Genomic DNA, 19,399 nt, shown 5'->3' with positions numbered 1-19,399 from the left:
CGTTCCATCATGAATCCGGCTCTTTCTTTTGCGCGGCGGCGGGCGTAACGCTTTGGCATGAGAACCGTCCGCCTTGCCGACGCGCAATCCTTGCCGCGCTGGCGCCGTCCCACGTCGCTTTTGTTGCTGATCGCCTTCGCGATGCCGATCGCGTTTGCGACATGGTCTGCCCTGCTCAACAACTTCGTGATCGAGGCGGCGGGGTTTACCGGCGTCGAAATCGGCTGGCTGCACACGGTGCGCGAGATTCCGGGGTTTCTGGCCGTCGGGGTGATCGCGCTAATCATCTTTGTGCGTGAACAGGTGCTGGGCCTTGTGGCGCTTTTGATGCTGGGCTGTGCCACCGCGGTCACGGCGTTCTTTCCGTCGCTGGCGGGAATCCTGACGATCACGATGATCTCGTCCATTGGATTTCACTACTTCGAGACTGTGAACCAATCGCTGCAATTGCAATGGATCGCCAAGGACCGGGCGCCGCAGACCCTGGGCTGGATCGTCGCCGCCGGATCGGGCGCTTCCCTGCTGGCCTATGGATTGCTGGTTGTGACCTGGCGGGCGTTCGATCTGTCCTATGCCGTGGTTTACCTGACATCGGGGGGCATCACGGCGGCCATCGCGGTGTTCTGCCTGCTGGCCTATCCACAGTTCGAGGCGCCCGATCCGCAACTGAAGACCTTCGTGCTGCGCCGTCGATACTGGCTGTATTACGCGTTGCAGTTCATGTCGGGCGCGCGGCGGCAGATCTTCGTGGTGTTCGCCGCCTTCATGATGGTCGAACGCTTCGGGTTCGATGTCCATCAGGTCACGGCGCTGTTTCTGGTGAACTTCCTGGCCAACATGCTGTGCGCGCCTTTCATGGGGCGGGCGGTGGCGCATTTCGGGGAACGCCGGGCCCTGGCGTTCGAGTATGCCGGTCTGGTCGTGGTGTTCCTGTTGTATGGCGGCATCTATTATTTCGGCTGGGGCGTCCTTCTGGCGGCGACGCTGTATGTGATCGACCATCTGTTCTTTGCGCTGGCCTTTGCGTTGAAAACCTATTTCCAGAAGATCGCCGATCCGCAGGATATCGCGCCCACCGCCGCCGTGGCGTTCACCATCAACCACATCGCCGCCGTATTCCTGCCCGCGTTGCTGGGCTATCTCTGGATCACGTCGCCGGGGGCGGTGTTCATTCTGGCGGCGATGATGGCGGCCACGTCGCTGGCGCTGGCGCTGATGATCCCGCGCCACCCCGTCAAGGGGCGCGAGACGGTGTTCGCGCCGCTTCTGCCAACCCCGGCCGAATAGCGCGCGCCACTGGCAGGGTGGGGCCGGCCGCCCTATATCTGACGCAACCCAGATAGGAGAGTCAGATGTTCCTGTTCGACACGAAGAAGACGCAGATGATCGCCCGGGACGAAGCCCTGCCGGGGCGAGACCTGCCGATCGCGACGGCTGAAACCCACGCCGTGTTCGACCGTCCGCTGAAGGCACCGGTGCCCGAGGGGATGGAGGAAGCGGTGTTCGGAATGGGATGTTTCTGGGGGGTCGAGCGGATCTTCTGGAAGCTGCCGGGTGTCTACAACACCGCCGCCGGCTATAGCGGCGGCTATACCCACAATCCGACCTATGAAGAGGTGTGTTCCGGGCGGACCGGCCATAACGAGGTTGTGCGCGTGGTCTATGATCCGGCGGTCATTTCCTATGACGCGTTGCTGAAAGCGTTCTGGGAAGGCCACGATCCGACCCAGGGTATGCGCCAGGGCAACGATGCCGGCACCCAGTATCGCTCGGGCATCTATACCTTTTCGGACGCGCAGAAGAGAGCCGCGGAAGACAGCAAGGCCGCCTTTGGGGCCGAACTGTCGAAGGCCGGATTGGGCGCGATCACGACCGAGATCCGCGACGCCCCGGTCTTCTATTTCGCTGAAGCCTATCATCAGCAGTATCTGGAAAAGAACCCGCGCGGCTATTGCGGGATCGGCGGCACTGGCGTGACCTGTCCGATCGGAACCGGCGCCACACTCTGACCGGACGGGTTGGCGCGGGGGCCGCCCCGCGCCGACGCCCGCGGCCGCCCCTTGTCCGTGACCGCCCGCCATGGCATGGCGCCGGGAACGCCGCCCGCGAAAGGACCTGCCGTGACCACCTTCACCGCCCTGACAACCCTGCCCGGACCCGCGCCGGCCGAAGCCCTTGCCGCCGCGATCGAGGATTTGACCCCCGAGCCCACCGGCGTGGGTGTCTTCGAGATCGAGGACGGATCGGGCCTTTGGGAGGTCGGCGCATACTTCGAAGCGGCGCCCGACGAAACCGCATTGGCCGTGCTGGCCGCTGCCTATGGCGCGCGCCCCTTCGCAATCAGCGAACTGCCCGAGGTCGACTGGGTCGCCAAGGTGCGGCGCGAATTGGTCCCGGTCGAGGCGGGGCGATTCTTCGTCTATGGCTCGCACGATGCCGATAAGGTGCCCGATGGTCGCGTCGCCCTGTTGATCGAGGCGGCAATGGCGTTCGGCACCGGCCACCACGGCACGACCCTGGGATGCCTGCGCGCGCTGGATCGGCTGATGAACGACGGCTTCGAGGCGGAAAAGGTCGCCGACATCGGCTGTGGCACGGCGGTTCTGGCCATGGCGGCGGCCAAGGTCTGGGGCCGGCGGGTCCACGCCAGCGATATCGACCCGGTCGCGGTCGAGGTCGCGGCGGCCAACGCGGCGCTGAACGGCGTCGGCGATCTGGTCGAAACCATCGAGGCGGCGGGGTTCGACCATCCGGCCCTGCAAGCCGCCGCGCCCTTCGACCTGGTGTTCGCCAATATCCTCAAGGGTCCGCTGATCGACCTGGCACCGGCAATCGCCGCCGCGACCCGGCCGGGGGGATTCGTGATCCTTTCGGGTCTTCTGATCGAACAGGCCGATGAGGTGATCGGCGTTTATCTCGAAAACGGCTTCAATCTTGTCAATCGTGAAGACATTGTTGATTGGTCTTCGCTGACATTGCAGCGTTGAAGCCGGAAAACAGCCAATTTTGTCCAAATTTGGACCAAATCCGTCTTTTCCTCTCCGGTTCGGCCACAAAGAAGTCTATAAACAGTCCTGTCGGTGGGGGCCGATATCCAAGGGTCGGACGCTGTCATGTCTAACGCCATCATCTCGCCAAGCTTTGCCGCGCGCAGCAAGTTGATCCGTCGCAACAACCGGATCGTCGCGCGCAATTCAGACCTTCATATCGCTTCGGATGGCCTGATCACCCGGCGCCGCCGCCGCCACTTCCCGGCGATGGCCCTGGTGCGCAGCGCAGTGATCTTCGCGATCGTCCTCATCGCCGCCAAGGCGGTGATGCTGGCCTCGGTCGGACCGGCGCAATACGAGATCGGCCTGTCCGCCTTGGACAGCGGTTCGATCTTCGAGCGTTTCGGCGCCTTCGTCATGCAATCCGACGGCGTGACCCGGTTCCTTGCAGCCAACCTGATGCCGCTTCTTGGCTGACCCAAGCGATATGCGATCTCGAAAGTGAAAAAGCCGCTGCGCATTTCCTGCGCGGCGGCTTTTTGCGATAACGAGCAAAGGTGCGATCAGAACGAAGCGATGTCGCTGCGCACCAGGCCGATATCGTCCAGCTCGTGATCGGTCAGGTTCGACAAGGCCTTGCGCGTCACACGGCTTTGGTTCCAGTCGCGCACGGTGGCGACGATCCGGTGCAACGCGTTGCCAAGGGTCAGTCCCGTGGTGGTGCCGAGGGTGGGGGTGGTTTGGTAATGGGCCATGATCCTGTCCTTCACATAAGCCAAGTTGGACATGCCTCTAGCCGTCCCGCGCGGCCGTGGCCAGCCGTCCGGACGCATGGCACCCATGCGTTTTCTGCAAGGTGTCGATCGCCCGACGCGACCGACGACAGAACGTCACGATCCTCGCCGGATATTTCCCCTTCGCCGCATTGCGGCTGGTGAATGTTCGCGTTTCGTGCTAGTTGCTGGCGAAAAGGGCAAAGGCAGGGGCGTGATGCGTGTATTGGGAATCGACCCTGGGCTTCGGACCCTCGGATGGGGCATCATCGATGTGGACGGTGCGCGGTTGCGCCATGTCGGAAACGGTCATTGCACCACCAGCGCGGCGGCGACCCTGGCTGAACGCCTGTTGGCCTTGCATGATCAACTGAGCGAGGTTCTCGAAAGGTTCGCGCCCACGACCGCCGCAGTCGAGAAAACCTTCGTGAACAAGGACGGGGTCGGGACGCTGAAACTGGGACAGGCGCGGGGGATTGCCCTGCTTGTTCCCGCGCGGGCCGGGCTGGCGGTGGGCGAATATGCCCCCAACTCGGTCAAGAAAACGGTCGTCGGCGTCGGACACGCCGACAAGAGGCAGGTGGAACATATGGTTCGGATGCAGCTTCCCGGTGTCGAAATCGTCGGTGCGGACGCGGCCGATGCCCTTGCCATCGCAATCTGCCATGCGTTTCATTGTCAGACGGCGGGCCGCCTGGACGCGGCGATCCTGGCGGGATCCGCGCGATGATCGGTCGTCTGTCGGGGCGCATCGGATACCGCGGCGCCGATCACATCCTGCTGGATGTCGGCGGGGTCGGATATATCGTGCATGTGTCAGAGCGCACGTTGATGTGGTTGCCGGCCACCGGTCAGCCGGCCGCGCTTTACACCGAACTTCTGGTGCGCGAGGATCTGCTGCAACTGTTCGGCTTTCCGACGATGGTCGAAAAGGAATGGCATCGCCTGCTGATGAGCGTTCAGGGCATCGGGGCCAAGGCTTCGATGGCCATTCTGGGTGTTCTCGGCCCCGAGGGGATCGGCCGCGCCATTGCGCTGGGTGACTGGAATTCGGTCAGGGCGGCGCCGGGGGTGGGCCCGAAAATCGCCCAGCGGGTGGTGAATGAACTGAAGGACAAGGCGCCAAGCGTCATGGCCATGGGTGCCAGCGATCCGGGGGAAGCGCCTTCGTCCGCGTCCGATGGGGCCCAGGTTGTCGAACTCGCTGATGGCGGTCCGGACCGCAGCGCGCGAAAGCCGGCGAAACCGAATGCCGGAATGGCACAGGCCGAAGCGCTGTCGGCGCTGTCCAATCTGGGCTACGCCCCGGGCGAAGCGGCAGGCGCCGTGGCGCAGGCCGCCGGCAGCGACCCTGAGGCGGACACGTCGGGCCTGATCCGTGCTGCGCTGAAATTGCTGGCCCCGAAGGAATGATCTTGTGAGCGACGGCCCCGATCCGACCTTGCGCCCGGAAAAATTGCCCGGTGATGCCGATCGCGCGCTCCGGCCCCAGGCGCTGTCCGAGTTCATCGGCCAGGCCGAGGCGCGCGCGAACCTGCGGGTGTTCATCGAAAGCGCCCGGATGCGCGAGCAGGCGATGGATCACGCGTTGTTCCATGGCCCTCCTGGTTTGGGCAAGACCACGCTGGCGCAGATCATGGCGCGCGAGTTGGGCGTGAACTTTCGCATGACCTCGGGGCCGGTTCTTGCGCGCCCCGGTGATCTTGCGGCGATCCTGACCAACCTGGAAAAGCGCGACGTTCTGTTCATCGACGAAATCCATCGCTTGAACCCGGTTGTCGAAGAAGTGTTGTATCCCGCGCTTGAAGATTTCGAGCTGGATCTGGTGATCGGTGAAGGCCCGGCCGCGCGCACGGTGCGCATCGAACTGCAACCTTTCACCCTGGTGGGGGCGACGACGCGCCTGGGCCTGCTGACGACGCCGCTGCGCGATCGCTTCGGCATCCCCATCCGGTTGCAGTTCTATACCGTGGACGAATTGCACGAAATCGTCACGCGCGGCGCGCGGATGCTGGGAATCAAGGCCGCCCCGGACGGCGCGCGGGAAATCGCGCGGCGCGCACGAGGAACGCCCCGGATCGCGGGGCGCCTGCTGCGCCGTGTTGTCGATTTCGCGCTGGTCGAAGGCGACGGCACCTTGACCCGCGAGATCGCGGATTCCGCGCTGTCACGGCTGGGTGTCGACCACCTGGGGCTCGATTCCGCCGACCGGCGATATCTGAACCTGGTGGCCGACAGTTATCAGGGGGGGCCGGTGGGGATCGAAACCATGTCGGCGGCCCTGTCGGAATCCCGCGATGCCCTGGAAGAGGTGATCGAACCCTTTCTGTTGCAGCAGGGTCTGATCCAGCGAACCCCTCGCGGCCGCATGCTGGCCCAGAAGGCATGGACGCATCTGGGTCTGGCACCGCCACAAAAGCCGGGCCAGAGCGATCTGTTCGAGAGGTAAGGTTTTTCCCAATTTCCGCCAGATTTAGGTCACCGTTAAAGGGTCTTCGGTATCCTGTGATTAAATGTGATAGCGTAGGAAAACCAATGCCCAAAACCACCCTTACCCTGCTCGCAGGTCTTATTCTCTTGGCTGCTTGCGCGCAGACCACCGTTCAGCAGATGTCACGGGACACGTTCAAGGTGGACACCAGCGCCGCACCGGCATGCGGACCCTCCGGCGCCCGCAACGTTGCGTTCAAGGCTGCCGCGATCGAGGTGATCCGCAAAGGGGGAGACAAGTTCATTTTGGCCGACGATCGGACCAACATGGACGGCTGGTCAGGGACACACGCGCAGGGCATGATCGTCAAGATGATCCCTGAAGGATCGCGCGAAGCGTCGAATGCGCTGTCCGCGCGCCAGACACTGGGCGCGGATTGGCGTAAGGTGGTGGAAAAAGGCGTGCCCATGACGTGTAGCTGAGCGGGACTGCGCCGCCGCGCGCGGAACCAACACAGATCGTGCCGCTCGTCGTTACATCGGCAGCACGAACTGAGGCTGCTGCGAATTGCCGTCTTCGTTAAAGAAAGCGAGATGTGAGAGCACCAGCCTGTATTGCGGTCGTACACGAAGATGTCTTTACCAGCCCGCTTCGATAGTGGCGCGGGCTGGTTTGGATTGGTTAATCAACGAACTTCGTCTGGTCGCTTTTCAGAAGGCTGGGGATATGCGGAAACTCGATACGGCCTTCGGCCACTTCCGCGTCGAGTTTCCTTTCGATCGTGCGGATGTGTTTCAAGGTCTCGATCACGTCGTCGATCTGATCGAACGGCACCACGACCACACCGTCGGCGTCGGCCACGATGATGTCGCCGGTTTCGATCCGCTGGCCACCGCATTGCACGGGCAAACCGACGCGGGCCGGGCCCTTGGCATAGGGTGATGCCGGCGTCAGGCCGGTGCACCAGACCGGAAGGCCGACCCCGGCCATGCCGGTCAGGTCGCGCATCGGACCATCGGTGATCATTGCCACGGCGCCCGCGTTTTGCGCCATGCCCGCGATCCGGTCCCCCGCAGCCGCACACCCCTGGTGTCCACCGGTCGCCACAATCAACACGTCGCCCGGTTGCAGGAACGACAACGCCGCCATGGTGGCCAGAACGTCGCCGGGCCGGTTGTCGGCGGTCAGGGCGGGTCCGGCCACCGAGGACGCACCGCCGCCGAAGTCCAGCGGGCAGATACCCGCATCCAGCGACTGGCCACCGCCAAGCGCATCGGCGACAAAACCGGTCTGCGTGTCGCGAAAGGCGGCGATCTGCGCTTCGGTCGGGCGACGCCCGGGACGGCGCACGGTCAACAGGGGGGGCTCTTCAATCATCGTGGTCTCTCCTTCACGGGCGATCGGGCCATGGATAGGCGATCGCGCACATCCTGACAAACCGATGCGTGCGTATAAGTTGATCAGAAATCCGATAGCTGTGATGCGCCGCTGGCTTTCGCCGATACGTGGTCGTAATCCTGTGCCATGTTTCAATCCACGGCTGCCGGCTTCGGCCTTGGCCTTTCCTTGATCCTCGCCATCGGTGCGCAGAACGCCTTCGTCCTGCGCCAGGGATTGCGTCGGTCCCATGTGTTCGCCGTCTGCCTGACCTGCGCGCTCAGCGATGCGGTGCTGATCGCCAGCGGCGTGGCGGGCTTTGGCGTGCTGGTGGAAGCCGCCCCCTGGATCGAGCCGGTGATGCGCTGGGCCGGGGCCGCCTTCCTGACGGTCTATGGTGCGCTGGCGTTCCGGGCGGCATGGCGTGGCGCCAGTGCGCTGCAGGCCGCCGAGGCCAGTGCCGGATCGCTGCGCGCAGCGCTGGCGACTTGCCTCGCGCTGACGTGGCTGAACCCCCATGTCTATCTCGATACGGTGGTCCTGCTGGGGGCCGTGGCGGCGCGATGGGACCGGCTGTGGTTCGGCGTCGGGGCCGTCACGGCGTCCTTCGTGTTTTTCTTCGCCCTGGGCTATGGGGCGCGGCTGTTCGCGCCGGTCTTCGCGCGCCCAACGGCCTGGCGCGTCCTGGATGCCGTGGTGGGAGTCGTGATGTGGACCCTTGCGTTCGGCCTGGTGGCGACGTGAGCAGGCCCGCGCAACCGATGGTCGGCGTCGCCTGGATGCTGTTGACGGGCGCCCTGTTCGTGGGAGTCACCGCAGGGGTCAAGATGGTCGGCGGACGGATCCCCGCGGCCGAGTCGGCCTTCCTGCGATATGTGCTGGGGCTGGTGTTCCTGATCCCGATGCTCAAGTCGTTGATGGCCGCCAACCTCGGGCGTGCCGACCTGACGCTGTCGGCGGCACGGGGGCTTGTGCATGGTTTCGGGGTGATCCTGTGGTTCTTCGCGATGACCCGGATCCCCTTGGCGGAAGTCACGGCGATGAATTATCTCGTGCCGATCTATGTCACCCTCGGCGCGGCGCTGTTCCTGAGCGAAAAGCTGGCGGCGCGGCGGATTGCGGCTGTGATCTGCGGCCTGCTCGGGGCGCTGATCATCCTGCGGCCAGGTCTGCGCGAGGTGACGCCGGGCCATATCGCCATGCTGGGCACGACGCTGATGTTCGCGGCGTCCTATCTCTTGGCCAAAAGGCTTGCCGATCGACTGCCGCCGCTTGCGGTGGTTGCGCTGCTGTCGATCACCGTGACGATTGTCCTGGCGCCCTTCGCGCTGGCCGACTGGGTGACCCCCAACGCCCGCGAACTGGGGCTTCTTTTCGTCATCGCGACCCTGGCGACCGGAGGCCATTTCACGATGACCCTGGCCTTTCGGGCCGCCCCGATCGCGGTGACGCAGCCGGTCACGTTTCTGCAACTGGTCTGGGCGACGCTGCTGGGCGCGCTTGCGTTCGGCGAAAAGGTGGACATCTGGGTCATCGTGGGGGGTGTGCTCATCCTCGGGTCGGTCAGCTTCATCACATGGCGCGAGGCCGTTCTCAAGCGCCGGGCGCGCCGCATTCCGACCGACCACCATTAGACCGGCCCGGCCATGTTTGCGGCCACCAGCGCGCAAACGCGCTGTCGAATGCCTCCGGCGGGAGTATTTCGGTCAATGAGAAGCGGCTTTCTGCCGTGGCCCTCATTGATTTCAAGACGCGTTCCATCGGCTCAGCGCGCGACCCGGTCACCTTGTGGCACATCCTGTGATGCGGCGGAATCGTCGGGGGTCAGGCGGGTGAAGACGGAGGCCGGCGTGATCTTGCCCACGGGCGCATCGTTTTCCGTGACCGTGATCGGCGTGGGGTCGTTTTCGAACATCGGCAGGATATCGGCGATGGCGGTTTCCGCATCGGTGCTGCGCGTCAAGTCCGCCTGGCCCGGCTCCATCACGTCCCGGGCCGTCAGCACCCCGAGCGGGTTCATGTGGGCGACGAATTCGGCGACGTAATCGTTGGCGGGATTCTGGAAAATGTCCCGCGGGGTGCCGTATTGCACGATCCGCCCGCCTTCCATGATGGCGATGCGGTTGCCGATCTTGAACGCCTCGTCCAGATCGTGGGAGACGAAAACGATGGTTCGGCTGAGTTTTTTCTGAAGGTCGAGGAGTTCATCCTGCAGCCGGTTGCGGATCAGCGGGTCAAGGGCCGAGAACGGCTCGTCCATCAGCAGGATCGGGGCATCGGTGGCGAAGGCACGGGCCAGACCGACCCGCTGCTGCATTCCGCCTGACAGGTCCGAAACCTTGCGGTCGGCCCAATCCGAAAGCCCCACCAGGGCCAGTTGCTCGGTCGCTTTCTGCAGGCGATCCTCCTTCGACATGCCGCCGAATTCCAGCCCCAGCGCGACATTGTCGCGGACCGATCGCCATGGCAGCAGGCCGAATTGCTGAAAGACCATCGATACGGATTGCAGCCGCACACGCCGCAGGTCGGCGCGGCTGGCATGGGTGACGTCGCAGCGCCATTCGCCGTCGTCGATCGTGACCGATCCGCGACAGACGGGGTTCAGCCCGTTGACCGCGCGCAGCAGCGTGGACTTGCCCGAGCCGGACAGGCCCATCAGAACGAGGATTTCGCCGGCCTCGACGGTCAGTGAGCAATCGTGCACTCCCAGAACCTGACCGGTTTCGGCCTGGATTTCCGAGCGTTGCTTGCCGGCATCCATCAGGGGCAGGGCGGCTTCGGGGTGGTCGCCGAAGACGATGCTGACCTTGTCGAAGATGACCGCGGGGTGCTTTCGGGGTGACTTGTTCATTTCCGGTTCACCCTTAGCATTCGATCCAGCATGATTGCGACGACGACGATGACGAAGCCCGATTCAAACCCGAGGGCGGCGTTGACGGTGTTCAGGGCCCGCACGACGGGAATGCCCAAGCCGTCGGCACCGACCAGCCCCGCGATCACGACCATCGACAGCGACAGCATGATCGTCTGGTTCAGCCCCGCCATGATCTGCGGAAAGGCCGAGGGAAGTTCGACCTTCCACAGGATCTGGCGTCGCGTCGCGCCGAACGCCTGGGCCGCCTCGAGCAGCGCCGTCGGCGTTTGCGCCACGCCGAGCTGGGTCAGGCGGATCGGGGCGGGCAGGACGAAGACGATGGTTGCCACCAGTCCGGCGAAGGTGCCGATGCCGAAGAAGATCACCGTCGGGATCAGGTAGACGAACGTGGGCAGGGTCTGCATCAGGTCCAGGATCGGCTGGACGAAGGAATACAGTTTCGGGCGATGCGCGCAGGCGATGCCGATGGGCACGCCCACCCCCATGCAGACGATGCAGGCCGACAAGACCAGGGTCAGCGATTCCATCGTCGCCTCCCAGTACCCCTGGTTCAGGATGAACAGGAAGCCGGCCACGATCAGCAGGCAGATCCGCCAGTTGCGTTGCAGCGCCCAGGTTATGGCGACGAAAATCGCCACGATGATCAGGGGGTGCGGGGTCAGGAACGCCCAGAGGATGGCGTCGATCACCGTGTCCATGGCATCGGCCAGGCCGTCGAAGAACCACGCCCCGTTGATTTGTAGCCAGTCGAACACGGCACGCGCGCCCTGTCCGATGGGGATCTTGGTTTGCGTCAGCCAGTCCATGGGTGGTGTCGTCTCCTGTCGCGGTTGTGGCACCATGGCGGGTGGTGGGGCCAATGAAAAGGTTTGTATCCAGCGCAACCGCCCATGGCCGAGAGATCACCGCGCCTGTCGGGTTCATTCCATCCAGTGAACATGACCCACCTGACCCTGATCGCCGAGCGGGCCGGCGGGGCCGTATCGCTCCAGCGCTTCATAGATCGGGCCGCCTTCCGACAGGTGCGAACGATAAAGCGTCAGCGAGGGCGGCGCAAAAGGCGGCATGGTCCAGTCGCCGTGGGCAGACAGGAAGCGGCCGACCTTGGCCATCTGGTCCTCGGGCATGGTGTTGGAGAACCGCGCCAAAGTCACATGGGGCACGAAGCGGCGGCGGGGCAGGTCGATGCCGGCGGCGCGGGCAAAGGTCTCGATCCGTTTTTGCAAAGCTGAAAGCGGCGCACCGCCGTCGATCCGCGCATAAAGGGCCCGGGGATTGGCGGTGCCGAAGATGTCGATACCCGTGACGGCCAGCGACAGCACCGGCCATGTCATCATGTCGAGCCGGTGATGCAGCTCCTCGAGCGTATCGGGCGTGGTGTCGCCCAGAAACGCCAACGTCAGGTGGAAGTCGTCGGCCGGAACGTGCCGGCCGACGGTCAGTTTGTCCTGCAGGCGATCCAGCGCATCGGCCATGTCGTCCGGCAGATCCAGCGCCACGAACGCCCGCATGCGCTTAGAGGCCCAGTTCGGCGCGCACGGCGGCTTCGCCCGGCTTGCCGTCCTTCGTGTTCACACCCGCAAGCCAGCCGCCCAGCACGCCGGGATGCGCCTTGAGCCAGGCGGTCGCGGCCTCGCGCGGGGCGGTGCCGTCGTTCAGGATCGCGCCCATGATCTCGTTCTCCATCTCAAGGCTGAAGGCAAGGTTCTTCAGCAGGGTGCCGACGTTCGGACACTCCTTGGTGTAACCCGCGCGCACGTTGGTATGCACGGTCGCGCCGCCAAGGTTGGGGCCGAAGAAATCGTCACCGCCGGTCAGGTATTGCATGTCGAAGGCGGCGTTCATCGGGTGCGGCTCCCAGCCCAGGAAGACGACCGGTTCGTCGCGCCGGTCAGCACGCGCGACCTGCGCCAGCATCCCCTGTTCCGAGCTTTCGACGACCTCGAAATCCTTCAGGCCGAAGGCGTCCTGTTCGATCATCGACAGGATCAGGCGATTGCCGTCGTTGCCCGGCTCGATGCCATAGATCTTGGACTCGAGCGCCTCGGCATTGGCGGCGATGTCGTCAAAGCCGTCGATGCCCATCTTTGCGGCGGCGGCATTCACCGCCAGGGTGTATTTCGCCCCCTCCAGGTTGGTGCGCACGGTATCGACCGTGCCTGCCTCGCGATAGGGGGCCAGGTCGGCTTCCATCGTGGGCATCCAGTTGCCCAGGAACACGTCGATGTCGCCATTGGCCATCGAGGTATAGGTGACAGGCACCGACAGCACCTTGATATCGGTTTCATATCCCAGCGCGTCCAGCACGACGGTCGTGGCGGCGGTCGTGGCCGTGATGTCGGTCCAGCCGACGTCGGCAAAGGTGATCTCGTCGCAATCGGCCATGGCGATTGTCGCCGAAACGGCAAGGGCAAGGGTCGAAACGGTGGCTTTCATCAGCATGAGGGTGCGTCCTTTTGTTGATTGACCGGTCAATTAAAGGCCGGTTAAAGGTGGTCTGGCAAGCATAGAGAGTAAAAATGCCGAAACTCGGAATGGAGCCTATCAGGCGTGCGGCGCTGGTCCAAGCGACGATCCACGAGATCGGGCGCAGCGGGTCGCTGGACGTGACGGTGGCCCAGATCGCGCGGCGCGCCGGTATGTCGACCGCGCTGGCGCACCATTATTTCGGCGGCAAGGACCAGATCTTCCTGGCGGCGATGCGCCATCTGCTGACGGTCTATGGCGCCGCGGTGCGCGGTGCGCTGTCCGGCGTCACCGACCCGCGCGATCGGCTGAACCGGATCGTCCACGCCAGTTTCGAGGCCGGCAACTTCCGCGACGAGGTGGTGAACGCCTGGCTGAACTTCTACGTCCAGGCCCGCGTCGTGCCCGAAGCCGAACGCCTGCTGCGGGTGTATCGGCGGCGTCTGCGCTCGAACCTGGTCGATGCCCTGCGCCCGCTGGTGGCCGATCCCGTGGCGGTGGCCGCTGTGATCGGGGCGCTGATCGACGGACTGTATATCCGGGCGGCATCGGGCGATGGCCCCGACGGCGCTCAGGCGGCGGCGCAGGTCCTGAACGTGGCGGCGCAATTCATGGAGGCGACGTCGTGAGCCGACCCAATATCCTGATCATCATGGTGGACCAGCTGAACGGCACGCTGTTTCCCGACGGCCCCGCCGACTGGCTGCACGCGCCCAACCTGAAACGGCTGGCGGCGCGCTCGGTGCGGTTTGCCAACACCTATACCGCGTCGCCGCTGTGCGCGCCGGGGCGGGCCGGGTTCATGTCGGGCCAACTGCCCTCGCGCAGCGGCGTCTATGACAACGCGGCGGAATTTCGCAGCGATATCCCGACCTTCGCCCACCACCTGCGCCGGGCGGGATACCAGACCTGCCTTGCGGGCAAGATGCATTTCGTCGGCCCGGACCAGCTGCACGGGTTCGAGCAGCGCCTGACCACCGATATCTATCCCGCCGATTTCGGCTGGACACCCGATTACCGCAAGCCGGGCGAGCGGATCGACTGGTGGTATCACAACATGGGCTCGGTCACCGGCGCCGGTGTGGCCGATACCTCCAACCAGATGGAATACGACGACGAGGTCGCCCATTTCGGGGTGCAGAAGCTGTACGATCTCGGCCGGAACAAGGACACGCGCCCCTGGTGCCTGACTGTCAGTTTCACCCACCCCCACGATCCTTACGTCGCGCGCCGCAGGTATTGGGATCTCTACGCCGATTGCGACCACCTGCTGCCCGAGGTGCCGGCTTTCGCCTACGAAGGCCACGATCCCCACGCGCAGCGGATCTTCGACGCCAACGACTGGCGCAGCTACGATATCACCGATGATCACATCCGCGCCGCCCGCCGCGCCTATTTCGCCAACATCTCGTATCTCGATGACAAGATCGGGGAGTTGATGAGGGCGCTCGACGGCACGGGGCAGGCGGCGCATGTCGTCTTCGTCTCGGATCACGGCGACATGCTGGGCGAACGGGGTCTGTGGTTCAAGATGTCGTTCCTCGAAGGTTCGGCGCGCGTGCCGCTGATGGTCTCTGCGCCCGACCTGACGCCCCGGCGGATCGATACGCCGGTGTCGACGCTGGATGTGAACCCGACGCTGTGCGACCTGGCGGGGATCGACATCGCCGAGATCATGCCATGGACCGACGGCCAAAGCCTGGTACCGACGGCAAAGGGCGCGCCGCGCACGGCGCCGGTGGCGATGGAATACGCCGCCGAGGCGTCGTATTCCCCGCTGATCGCGCTGCGGGTGGGGCAGTACAAATACACCAACTGCGCGCTGGATCCCGAACAATTGTTCGACCTCGACGCCGATCCCCACGAGCTGACCAACCTCGCCGACGATCCCACCCAGGCCGACGCGCTGGAACGGTTCCGCGTCATGGCGGCAGCCCGTTGGGATCTGGAAGCCTTCGATGCCGACGTGCGCGCGTCGCAGGCGCGGCGCCGGGTCGTCTATGACGCGCTGCGCCAGGGCGGCTATTACCCGTGGGATTTCCAACCGCTGCAAAAGGCGTCCGAACGGTTCATGCGCAATCACATGGACCTGAACACCGTCGAAGCCGTCGCCCGCGTGCCGCGTGGCGACTGACCCCTGACTTCTTACTGAGAAAAATACTCGAAATGCACAACGCCCAACCCACAGCCAGCCATTTCATCCATGGCGCCTATGTCGAAGACAGCGCCGGCGATGTCATCGATTGCATCTATGCCGCCAGTGGCGAGAAAATCGCACAGGTCCACGCCGCGACGCCGGCGGTGATCGAGCGTGCCCTGGCCTCGGCCGACTCTGCCAAGGCCGAGTGGGCGGCCTTGACGGGAACCGAGCGGGGGCGGATCCTGCGCCGCGCCGCCGACATCCTGCGCGCCCGCAACCATGATCTGTCGGTGCTCGAGACGCTGGACACCGGCAAACCATACTCCGAAACCTCGGTGGCGGATGCGACCAGCGGCGCCGACGCGTTGGAGTATTTCGGCGGCCTGGCCGGCAGCCTGACGGGCGAGCACATCCAGCTGGGTGATGATTTCGTCTATACCATGCGCGAACCGCTGGGCCTGTGCGTCGGCATCGGCGCCTGGAACTATCCGACGCAGATCGCCTGCTGGAAGGCCGCGCCGGCCTTGGCCTGCGGCAATACGATGGTGTTCAAGCCGTCCGAAACCACGCCGCTCTGCGCACTGAAGGTGGCCGAGATCCTGGTTGAGGCGGGCGCGCCGCCGGGCGTGTTCAACGTGGTGCAGGGCGCGGGGACGGTGGGCGCCGCGCTGGTGGGCGATCCCCGCGTCGCCAAGGTTTCGCTGACCGGATCGGTGCCGACAGGGCGCAAGATCTATGCCGCCGCCGCCGCCGACATGAAGCATGTGACCATGGAACTGGGGGGCAAATCCCCCTTGGTGGTGTTCGAGGACGCGGATATCGAGGACGCCGTGTCGGGTGCGATCCTCGGCAACTTCTATTCCACGGGGCAGGTCTGTTCCAACGGCACGCGGGTCTTCGTGCAACGGTCGATCCGGGCGACCTTTGTCGCGCGTCTGATCGAACGGCTGAAGACGGTGACGATGGGCGATCCCCTGGATGCGGCCACGACATACGGGCCGATGGTCAGCGAGCGGCAGATGAAGATCGTTCAGGGATTCATCGCCAAAGGGATTGAAGGCGGCGCCACGCTGGCCCATGGCGGCAGCCGGGTCGAGCGGCCGGGCTTCTGGCTGGAGCCGACGGTGTTCACCGATGTCACCGACGACATGACGATTGCGAAGGACGAGATCTTCGGCCCGGTCCTGTCGGTGCTGGACTTCGACACCGAGGCCGAGGTTCTGGCGCGGGCCAATGCCACGGACTACGGGCTGGCCGCGGGCGTGTTCACCAACGATCTGACCCGCGCGCACCGCATGGTGAAGGGGTTTCAGGCGGGCACCTGTTACATCAACACCTACAACCTGGCCCCGGTCGAGGCGCCGTTCGGCGGCGTCAAGCAATCGGGCGTGGGGCGCGAGAACTCGAAAGAGGCGATCCACCATTATTCGCAGGTCCGGTCGGTCTATGTCGGCATGGGCCCGGTCGAGGCGCCGTTTTGAGCGTGTTTTTCCGAGGCAAGGCTGATCCAAAGGTGCGCTACCGCGCATTCCTGCTTCCCAGGCGGCACGGCGACGCGATGCTGCCGCCCCATGGCGCGGGGTGGCGATGATGGAGGCAGATTTCGTCATCGTCGGCGCAGGGTCGGCCGGGTGTGCCATGGCCTATCGCCTGTCGGAATCAGGTGCGTCGGTCATCGTCATCGAACATGGCGGGTCGGACGCGGGGCCGTTCATCCAGATGCCCGGCGCGTTGTCGTTTCCGATGAACATGCCGCGCTATGACTGGGGCTATCGCACCGAACCCGAACCGCATCTGAACAACCGCACGCTGGCGACGCCGCGCGGCAAGGTGATCGGCGGATCGAGTTCGATCAACGGCATGGTCTATGTCCGCGGCCATCCCCGCGATTACGACACCTGGGCCGGGATGGGGGCAACCGGCTGGGGCTTTGCCGATGTTCTGCCGTATTTCAAGCGGATGGAACATTGGCACGACGGCGGCCACGGCGGCGATCCGACGTGGCGGGGCACCGACGGGCCGCTGCATGTCTCGCGCGGGATGCGGGACAATGTGCTGACCCGCGCCTTTGTCGAGGCCGGCGCACAGGCGGGATACGAGACGACCGACGACTATAACGGTCGTCAGCAGGAAGGGTTCGGCCCGATGGAGGCGACGATCTGGCGCGGGCGGCGCTGGTCGGCGGCCAATGCCTATCTGCGTCCGGCGCTGAAGCGGGCGAATTGCACGCTGGTCAACGGACTGGTCGAACGGATCGAGATCGTCGAGGGCCGCGCCACCGGCGTCAGCGTTCGCCGCAAGGGACGCGTCGAGACGGTCCGGGCGCGCCGCGAGGTGATATTGGCGGCTTCGTCGGTCAATTCCCCCAAGCTGTTGATGCTGTCGGGGATCGGGCCGGCGGCGCACCTGCGCGATCACGGGATCGACGTTGTGGCGGACCGTCCCGGTGTCGGCGGCAACCTGCAGGATCATCTGGAGGTCTATGTGCAGATGAAGGCCAAGCTGCCGGTGTCGCTGTTTCGATACTGGAACCTGATGGGCAAGGCCTATGTCGGGGCGCGCTGGATGTTCACGGGCAGCGGGCCGGGCGCAAGCAACCAATTCGAAAGTGCCGCCTTCATCCGCAGCCGCGCCGGGATCGAATACCCCGACATCCAGTATCACTTCCTGCCCATAGCGGTACGTTACGACGGTCAGGCGGCGGCGGAAGGGCACGGGTTCCAGGCCCACGTCGGCCCCATGCGCAGCCTGTCGCGCGGCCGCATCACCCTGCGCAGCGCCGATCCGGCGGCCGCGCCGGTGATCCGGTTCAACTATATGTCCCATGAACGGGATTGGGACGAGTTCCGCACCTGCATCCGCCTGACGCGCGAGATCTTCGGCCAGCCGGCCTTTGCCCGCTTTGCCGACGGCGAGATCCAGCCGGGGCCGGGCGTGCAGAGCGACGCCGAGATCGACGCCTTCATCGCCGACCACGCCGAGAGCGCCTATCACCCCTGTGGCACCGCCCGGATGGGGGCGGCGGACGATCCCGACGCGGTGGTGGACCCGATGTGCAGGGTGATCGGCGTGGATGGCCTGCGCCTGGCCGACAGTTCGGTGTTTCCGCAGATCACCAATGGCAACCTGAACGCGCCATCGATCATGGTGGGCGAGAAGGCGAGCGATCACATCCTGGGACGTGCGCCCCTTGCGGCCGAAAATGCCGAACCCTGGGTGCATCCCGCATGGGCGACGGCACAGAGATGAGGGGTGGTTCGATGCCGCGACAGTTCCCATATGCAGCGGTATGACAGATGAAACGACCCTGAACACCCGCACCGGTCTGCCTGATGCGCTGCGCGAGTTGGCCGATGCCATGCCGCGTGCGACGTGGCAGGCGCATCCGAACTTTGACGGGCTGACGCGTTTCTGGCTGGAACGCCACCTGATGTTCCGCGATCTGCTGGAGCGGTTGCAGGCCGGCAACCGCGCCATGCTGGACGACAACGTCGACCCTCAGACCTATGTTCGCCAGACCGGGCGCTTTGCCGGTTTTCTGGTGAACGGATTGCACGATCATCACCATATCGAGGACGATCATTATTTCCCGCAGATGAAGCGGCTGGATCCGCGGCTGGAGCACGGTTTCGACATCCTGGATCGCGATCATCACGCCCTGGACGGTGCGCTGGACGATCTGGCGCGTGGCGCGAACGGGCTGTTGCGCCGCGATGCGCCGGCCCGGGATTCGGTCGGCGCGTTCGAGACGCAGCTTGCCGGATTCCAGACGTTTCTGGACCGGCATCTGGTCGATGAGGAAGACCTGATCGTGCCCGTGATCCTGCGTCACGGGCTGGGGTGATCAGCCCGCTTCGACGTGATCCTTGAAGCGATCGAAGAACTGGTCGGACATGTTGCGTGCCGCCCCCGCGACCAGTCGGTTGCCCAGTTGCGCCAGCTTGCCGCCCACGGCGACGTCGGCGACATAGGCCAGCTCGGTGCCGTCCTCGACCTCGGTCAGCGTGACGTTGGCGCCGCCCTTGGCGAACCCGGCAACGCCGCCCTTGCCTTCGCCCGCGATGCGATAGCTTTCGGGCGGGTTGACGTCCGACAGCGTCACGGCGCCCTTGAAGGTCGCGCGCACGGGGCCGATCTTCTGTTTCACCACCGCCTCGAACCCGTCTTCGGGCGATCCGGTCAGCTCTTCGCAGCCGGGGATGCAGACCTTGAGGGTTTCCGGGTCGTTCAGATGCTTCCAGACCGTTTCGCGGTCGGCCTTGATCGTTCGATTGCCTGTCAGTTCCATGGTGATCCTCCCTGTGCGCGATCAGGATTAGCGTCGATGGGCGGTCCGGTAAAGCCGCG

At 64.8% G+C, this 19,399-nt stretch carries 22 protein-coding genes; 15 read left to right on the top strand and 7 right to left on the bottom strand.

Annotated features, from left to right (window positions below):
- Nucleotides 1-57: 57 nt before the first annotated feature.
- The 4 genes from CFP68_RS09090 (at nucleotide 58) to CFP68_RS09075 (ending at nucleotide 3,467) form a co-directional block, all read left to right on the top strand.
- Nucleotides 58-1,287: an MFS transporter gene (locus tag CFP68_RS09090; RefSeq protein ID WP_099826617.1), complete on the top strand. Its 1,230-nt coding sequence runs from the start codon at nucleotides 58-60 to the stop codon at nucleotides 1,285-1,287.
- Between the two features lie 65 nt (nucleotides 1,288-1,352).
- A complete protein-coding gene (gene msrA, locus CFP68_RS09085) occupies nucleotides 1,353-2,009 on the top strand; it encodes a peptide-methionine (S)-S-oxide reductase MsrA (protein WP_099826616.1) in 657 nt (218 codons plus the stop codon).
- Between the two features lie 111 nt (nucleotides 2,010-2,120).
- Nucleotides 2,121-2,987 (top strand): 50S ribosomal protein L11 methyltransferase, encoded by an 867-nt coding sequence (locus tag CFP68_RS09080; protein WP_099826852.1) that lies wholly within the window; start codon nucleotides 2,121-2,123, stop codon nucleotides 2,985-2,987.
- Between the two features lie 126 nt (nucleotides 2,988-3,113).
- On the top strand, nucleotides 3,114-3,467 hold the full coding sequence (locus CFP68_RS09075) for a hypothetical protein (protein ID WP_099826615.1): 354 nt from the start codon (nucleotides 3,114-3,116) through the stop codon (nucleotides 3,465-3,467).
- Between the two features lie 86 nt (nucleotides 3,468-3,553).
- Here the strand turns inward: CFP68_RS09075 and CFP68_RS09070 are convergent, their stop codons facing one another.
- A complete protein-coding gene (locus CFP68_RS09070; RefSeq protein WP_099826614.1) occupies nucleotides 3,554-3,745 on the bottom strand; it encodes a DUF1127 domain-containing protein in 192 nt (63 codons plus the stop codon).
- A 235-nt stretch (nucleotides 3,746-3,980) separates the two neighbouring features.
- Between CFP68_RS09070 and ruvC the strand changes: the two genes are divergently transcribed.
- The 4 genes from ruvC (at nucleotide 3,981) to CFP68_RS09050 (ending at nucleotide 6,676) form a co-directional block, all read left to right on the top strand.
- A complete protein-coding gene (gene ruvC / locus CFP68_RS09065) occupies nucleotides 3,981-4,493 on the top strand; it encodes a crossover junction endodeoxyribonuclease RuvC (protein WP_099826613.1) in 513 nt (170 codons plus the stop codon).
- The gene (gene ruvA, locus CFP68_RS09060; RefSeq protein WP_099826612.1) at nucleotides 4,490-5,176 is read left to right on the top strand and encodes a Holliday junction branch migration protein RuvA; all 687 of its coding nucleotides are present in this window, start codon (nucleotides 4,490-4,492) and stop codon (nucleotides 5,174-5,176) included. The genes ruvC and ruvA overlap by 4 nt, the downstream gene beginning before the upstream one ends.
- Nucleotides 5,177-5,180: 4 nt before the next feature.
- A complete protein-coding gene (gene ruvB / locus CFP68_RS09055) occupies nucleotides 5,181-6,212 on the top strand; it encodes a Holliday junction branch migration DNA helicase RuvB (protein WP_099826611.1) in 1,032 nt (343 codons plus the stop codon).
- A gap of 86 nt (nucleotides 6,213-6,298) precedes the next feature.
- The gene (locus tag CFP68_RS09050) at nucleotides 6,299-6,676 is read left to right on the top strand and encodes a hypothetical protein (RefSeq protein WP_099826610.1); all 378 of its coding nucleotides are present in this window, start codon (nucleotides 6,299-6,301) and stop codon (nucleotides 6,674-6,676) included.
- A gap of 199 nt (nucleotides 6,677-6,875) precedes the next feature.
- On the opposite strand, the gene CFP68_RS09045 is transcribed toward CFP68_RS09050, so the two are convergent.
- The gene (locus CFP68_RS09045) at nucleotides 6,876-7,571 is read right to left on the bottom strand and encodes an RraA family protein (protein WP_099826609.1); all 696 of its coding nucleotides are present in this window, start codon (nucleotides 7,569-7,571) and stop codon (nucleotides 6,876-6,878) included.
- 147 nt (nucleotides 7,572-7,718) lie between these two features.
- Here CFP68_RS09045 and CFP68_RS09040 point away from each other — a divergent pair, with 147 nt between their 5' ends.
- Both CFP68_RS09040 and CFP68_RS09035 read left to right on the top strand, forming a co-directional pair.
- Entirely contained in the window at nucleotides 7,719-8,315 is a 597-nt protein-coding gene (locus CFP68_RS09040; RefSeq protein WP_099826608.1) for a LysE/ArgO family amino acid transporter, read from the top strand.
- Between the two features lie 17 nt (nucleotides 8,316-8,332).
- Nucleotides 8,333-9,205, top strand: a complete 873-nt coding sequence (locus tag CFP68_RS09035; RefSeq protein WP_099826607.1) for a DMT family transporter — start codon at nucleotides 8,333-8,335, stop codon at nucleotides 9,203-9,205.
- A 131-nt stretch (nucleotides 9,206-9,336) separates the two neighbouring features.
- Here CFP68_RS09035 and choV read toward each other — a convergent pair whose 3' ends face one another.
- From choV to CFP68_RS09015, 4 genes are all read right to left on the bottom strand, one after another.
- Nucleotides 9,337-10,422 (bottom strand): choline ABC transporter ATP-binding protein, encoded by a 1,086-nt coding sequence (gene choV, locus CFP68_RS09030; protein WP_099826606.1) that lies wholly within the window; start codon nucleotides 10,420-10,422, stop codon nucleotides 9,337-9,339.
- Complete coding sequence (gene choW, locus CFP68_RS09025) at nucleotides 10,419-11,252, bottom strand: choline ABC transporter permease subunit (protein ID WP_099826605.1); 834 nt, start codon at nucleotides 11,250-11,252, stop codon at nucleotides 10,419-10,421. The genes choV and choW overlap by 4 nt, the downstream gene beginning before the upstream one ends.
- Before the next feature lie 114 nt (nucleotides 11,253-11,366).
- The gene (thpR, locus tag CFP68_RS09020) at nucleotides 11,367-11,957 is read right to left on the bottom strand and encodes an RNA 2',3'-cyclic phosphodiesterase (protein ID WP_099826604.1); all 591 of its coding nucleotides are present in this window, start codon (nucleotides 11,955-11,957) and stop codon (nucleotides 11,367-11,369) included.
- A 4-nt stretch (nucleotides 11,958-11,961) separates the two neighbouring features.
- A complete protein-coding gene (locus CFP68_RS09015) occupies nucleotides 11,962-12,888 on the bottom strand; it encodes a choline ABC transporter substrate-binding protein (protein WP_099826603.1) in 927 nt (308 codons plus the stop codon).
- A 77-nt stretch (nucleotides 12,889-12,965) separates the two neighbouring features.
- On the opposite strand from CFP68_RS09015, the gene betI reads away from it, so the two are divergent.
- The 5 genes from betI (at nucleotide 12,966) to CFP68_RS08990 (ending at nucleotide 18,896) form a co-directional block, all read left to right on the top strand.
- Nucleotides 12,966-13,541, top strand: coding sequence for a choline-binding transcriptional repressor BetI (betI, locus tag CFP68_RS09010; RefSeq protein WP_099826602.1), 576 nt, complete (start codon nucleotides 12,966-12,968; stop codon nucleotides 13,539-13,541).
- On the top strand, nucleotides 13,538-15,046 hold the full coding sequence (betC, locus tag CFP68_RS09005) for a choline-sulfatase (protein WP_099826601.1): 1,509 nt from the start codon (nucleotides 13,538-13,540) through the stop codon (nucleotides 15,044-15,046). Before betI ends, betC begins: the two co-directional genes overlap by 4 nt.
- Nucleotides 15,047-15,078: 32 nt before the next feature.
- Complete coding sequence (gene betB / locus CFP68_RS09000) at nucleotides 15,079-16,533, top strand: betaine-aldehyde dehydrogenase (protein WP_099826600.1); 1,455 nt, start codon at nucleotides 15,079-15,081, stop codon at nucleotides 16,531-16,533.
- 109 nt (nucleotides 16,534-16,642) lie between these two features.
- A complete protein-coding gene (betA, locus tag CFP68_RS08995; protein WP_099826851.1) occupies nucleotides 16,643-18,301 on the top strand; it encodes a choline dehydrogenase in 1,659 nt (552 codons plus the stop codon).
- Nucleotides 18,302-18,341: 40 nt separating this feature from the next.
- On the top strand, nucleotides 18,342-18,896 hold the full coding sequence (locus CFP68_RS08990; RefSeq protein WP_099826599.1) for a hemerythrin domain-containing protein: 555 nt from the start codon (nucleotides 18,342-18,344) through the stop codon (nucleotides 18,894-18,896).
- On the opposite strand, the gene CFP68_RS08985 is transcribed toward CFP68_RS08990, so the two are convergent.
- Complete coding sequence (locus CFP68_RS08985) at nucleotides 18,897-19,340, bottom strand: SRPBCC family protein (protein ID WP_099826598.1); 444 nt, start codon at nucleotides 19,338-19,340, stop codon at nucleotides 18,897-18,899.
- Nucleotides 19,341-19,399 lie beyond the last annotated feature (59 nt).

It is taken from the genome of Oceaniglobus indicus (assembly GCF_002751875.1).
GTDB classification, from domain to species: Bacteria; Pseudomonadota; Alphaproteobacteria; order Rhodobacterales; family Rhodobacteraceae; genus Oceaniglobus; species Oceaniglobus indicus.
This window is presented reverse-complemented; position numbering and strand designations above follow the sequence as displayed.

Coding starts and splice junctions, on each gene's coding strand:
- msrA (WP_099826616.1), top strand. CDS start 1,353: ATGTTCCTGTTCGACACGAAGAAGACGCAGATGATCGCCCGGGACGAA.
- thpR (WP_099826604.1), bottom strand. CDS start 11,957: ATGCGGGCGTTCGTGGCGCTGGATCTGCCGGACGACATGGCCGATGCG.
- choV (WP_099826606.1), bottom strand. CDS start 10,422: ATGAACAAGTCACCCCGAAAGCACCCCGCGGTCATCTTCGACAAGGTC.
- choW (WP_099826605.1), bottom strand. CDS start 11,252: ATGGACTGGCTGACGCAAACCAAGATCCCCATCGGACAGGGCGCGCGT.
- CFP68_RS09035 (WP_099826607.1), top strand. CDS start 8,333: ATGGTCGGCGTCGCCTGGATGCTGTTGACGGGCGCCCTGTTCGTGGGA.
- CFP68_RS08990 (WP_099826599.1), top strand. CDS start 18,342: ATGACAGATGAAACGACCCTGAACACCCGCACCGGTCTGCCTGATGCG.
- betA (WP_099826851.1), top strand. CDS start 16,643: ATGGAGGCAGATTTCGTCATCGTCGGCGCAGGGTCGGCCGGGTGTGCC.
- CFP68_RS09015 (WP_099826603.1), bottom strand. CDS start 12,888: ATGCTGATGAAAGCCACCGTTTCGACCCTTGCCCTTGCCGTTTCGGCG.
- CFP68_RS09050 (WP_099826610.1), top strand. CDS start 6,299: ATGCCCAAAACCACCCTTACCCTGCTCGCAGGTCTTATTCTCTTGGCT.
- ruvC (WP_099826613.1), top strand. CDS start 3,981: ATGCGTGTATTGGGAATCGACCCTGGGCTTCGGACCCTCGGATGGGGC.
- ruvA (WP_099826612.1), top strand. CDS start 4,490: ATGATCGGTCGTCTGTCGGGGCGCATCGGATACCGCGGCGCCGATCAC.
- CFP68_RS09070 (WP_099826614.1), bottom strand. CDS start 3,745: ATGGCCCATTACCAAACCACCCCCACCCTCGGCACCACCACGGGACTG.
- CFP68_RS09090 (WP_099826617.1), top strand. CDS start 58: ATGAGAACCGTCCGCCTTGCCGACGCGCAATCCTTGCCGCGCTGGCGC.
- betB (WP_099826600.1), top strand. CDS start 15,079: ATGCACAACGCCCAACCCACAGCCAGCCATTTCATCCATGGCGCCTAT.
- CFP68_RS09045 (WP_099826609.1), bottom strand. CDS start 7,571: ATGATTGAAGAGCCCCCCCTGTTGACCGTGCGCCGTCCCGGGCGTCGC.
- betI (WP_099826602.1), top strand. CDS start 12,966: ATGCCGAAACTCGGAATGGAGCCTATCAGGCGTGCGGCGCTGGTCCAA.
- CFP68_RS09040 (WP_099826608.1), top strand. CDS start 7,719: ATGTTTCAATCCACGGCTGCCGGCTTCGGCCTTGGCCTTTCCTTGATC.
- CFP68_RS08985 (WP_099826598.1), bottom strand. CDS start 19,340: ATGGAACTGACAGGCAATCGAACGATCAAGGCCGACCGCGAAACGGTC.
- CFP68_RS09075 (WP_099826615.1), top strand. CDS start 3,114: ATGTCTAACGCCATCATCTCGCCAAGCTTTGCCGCGCGCAGCAAGTTG.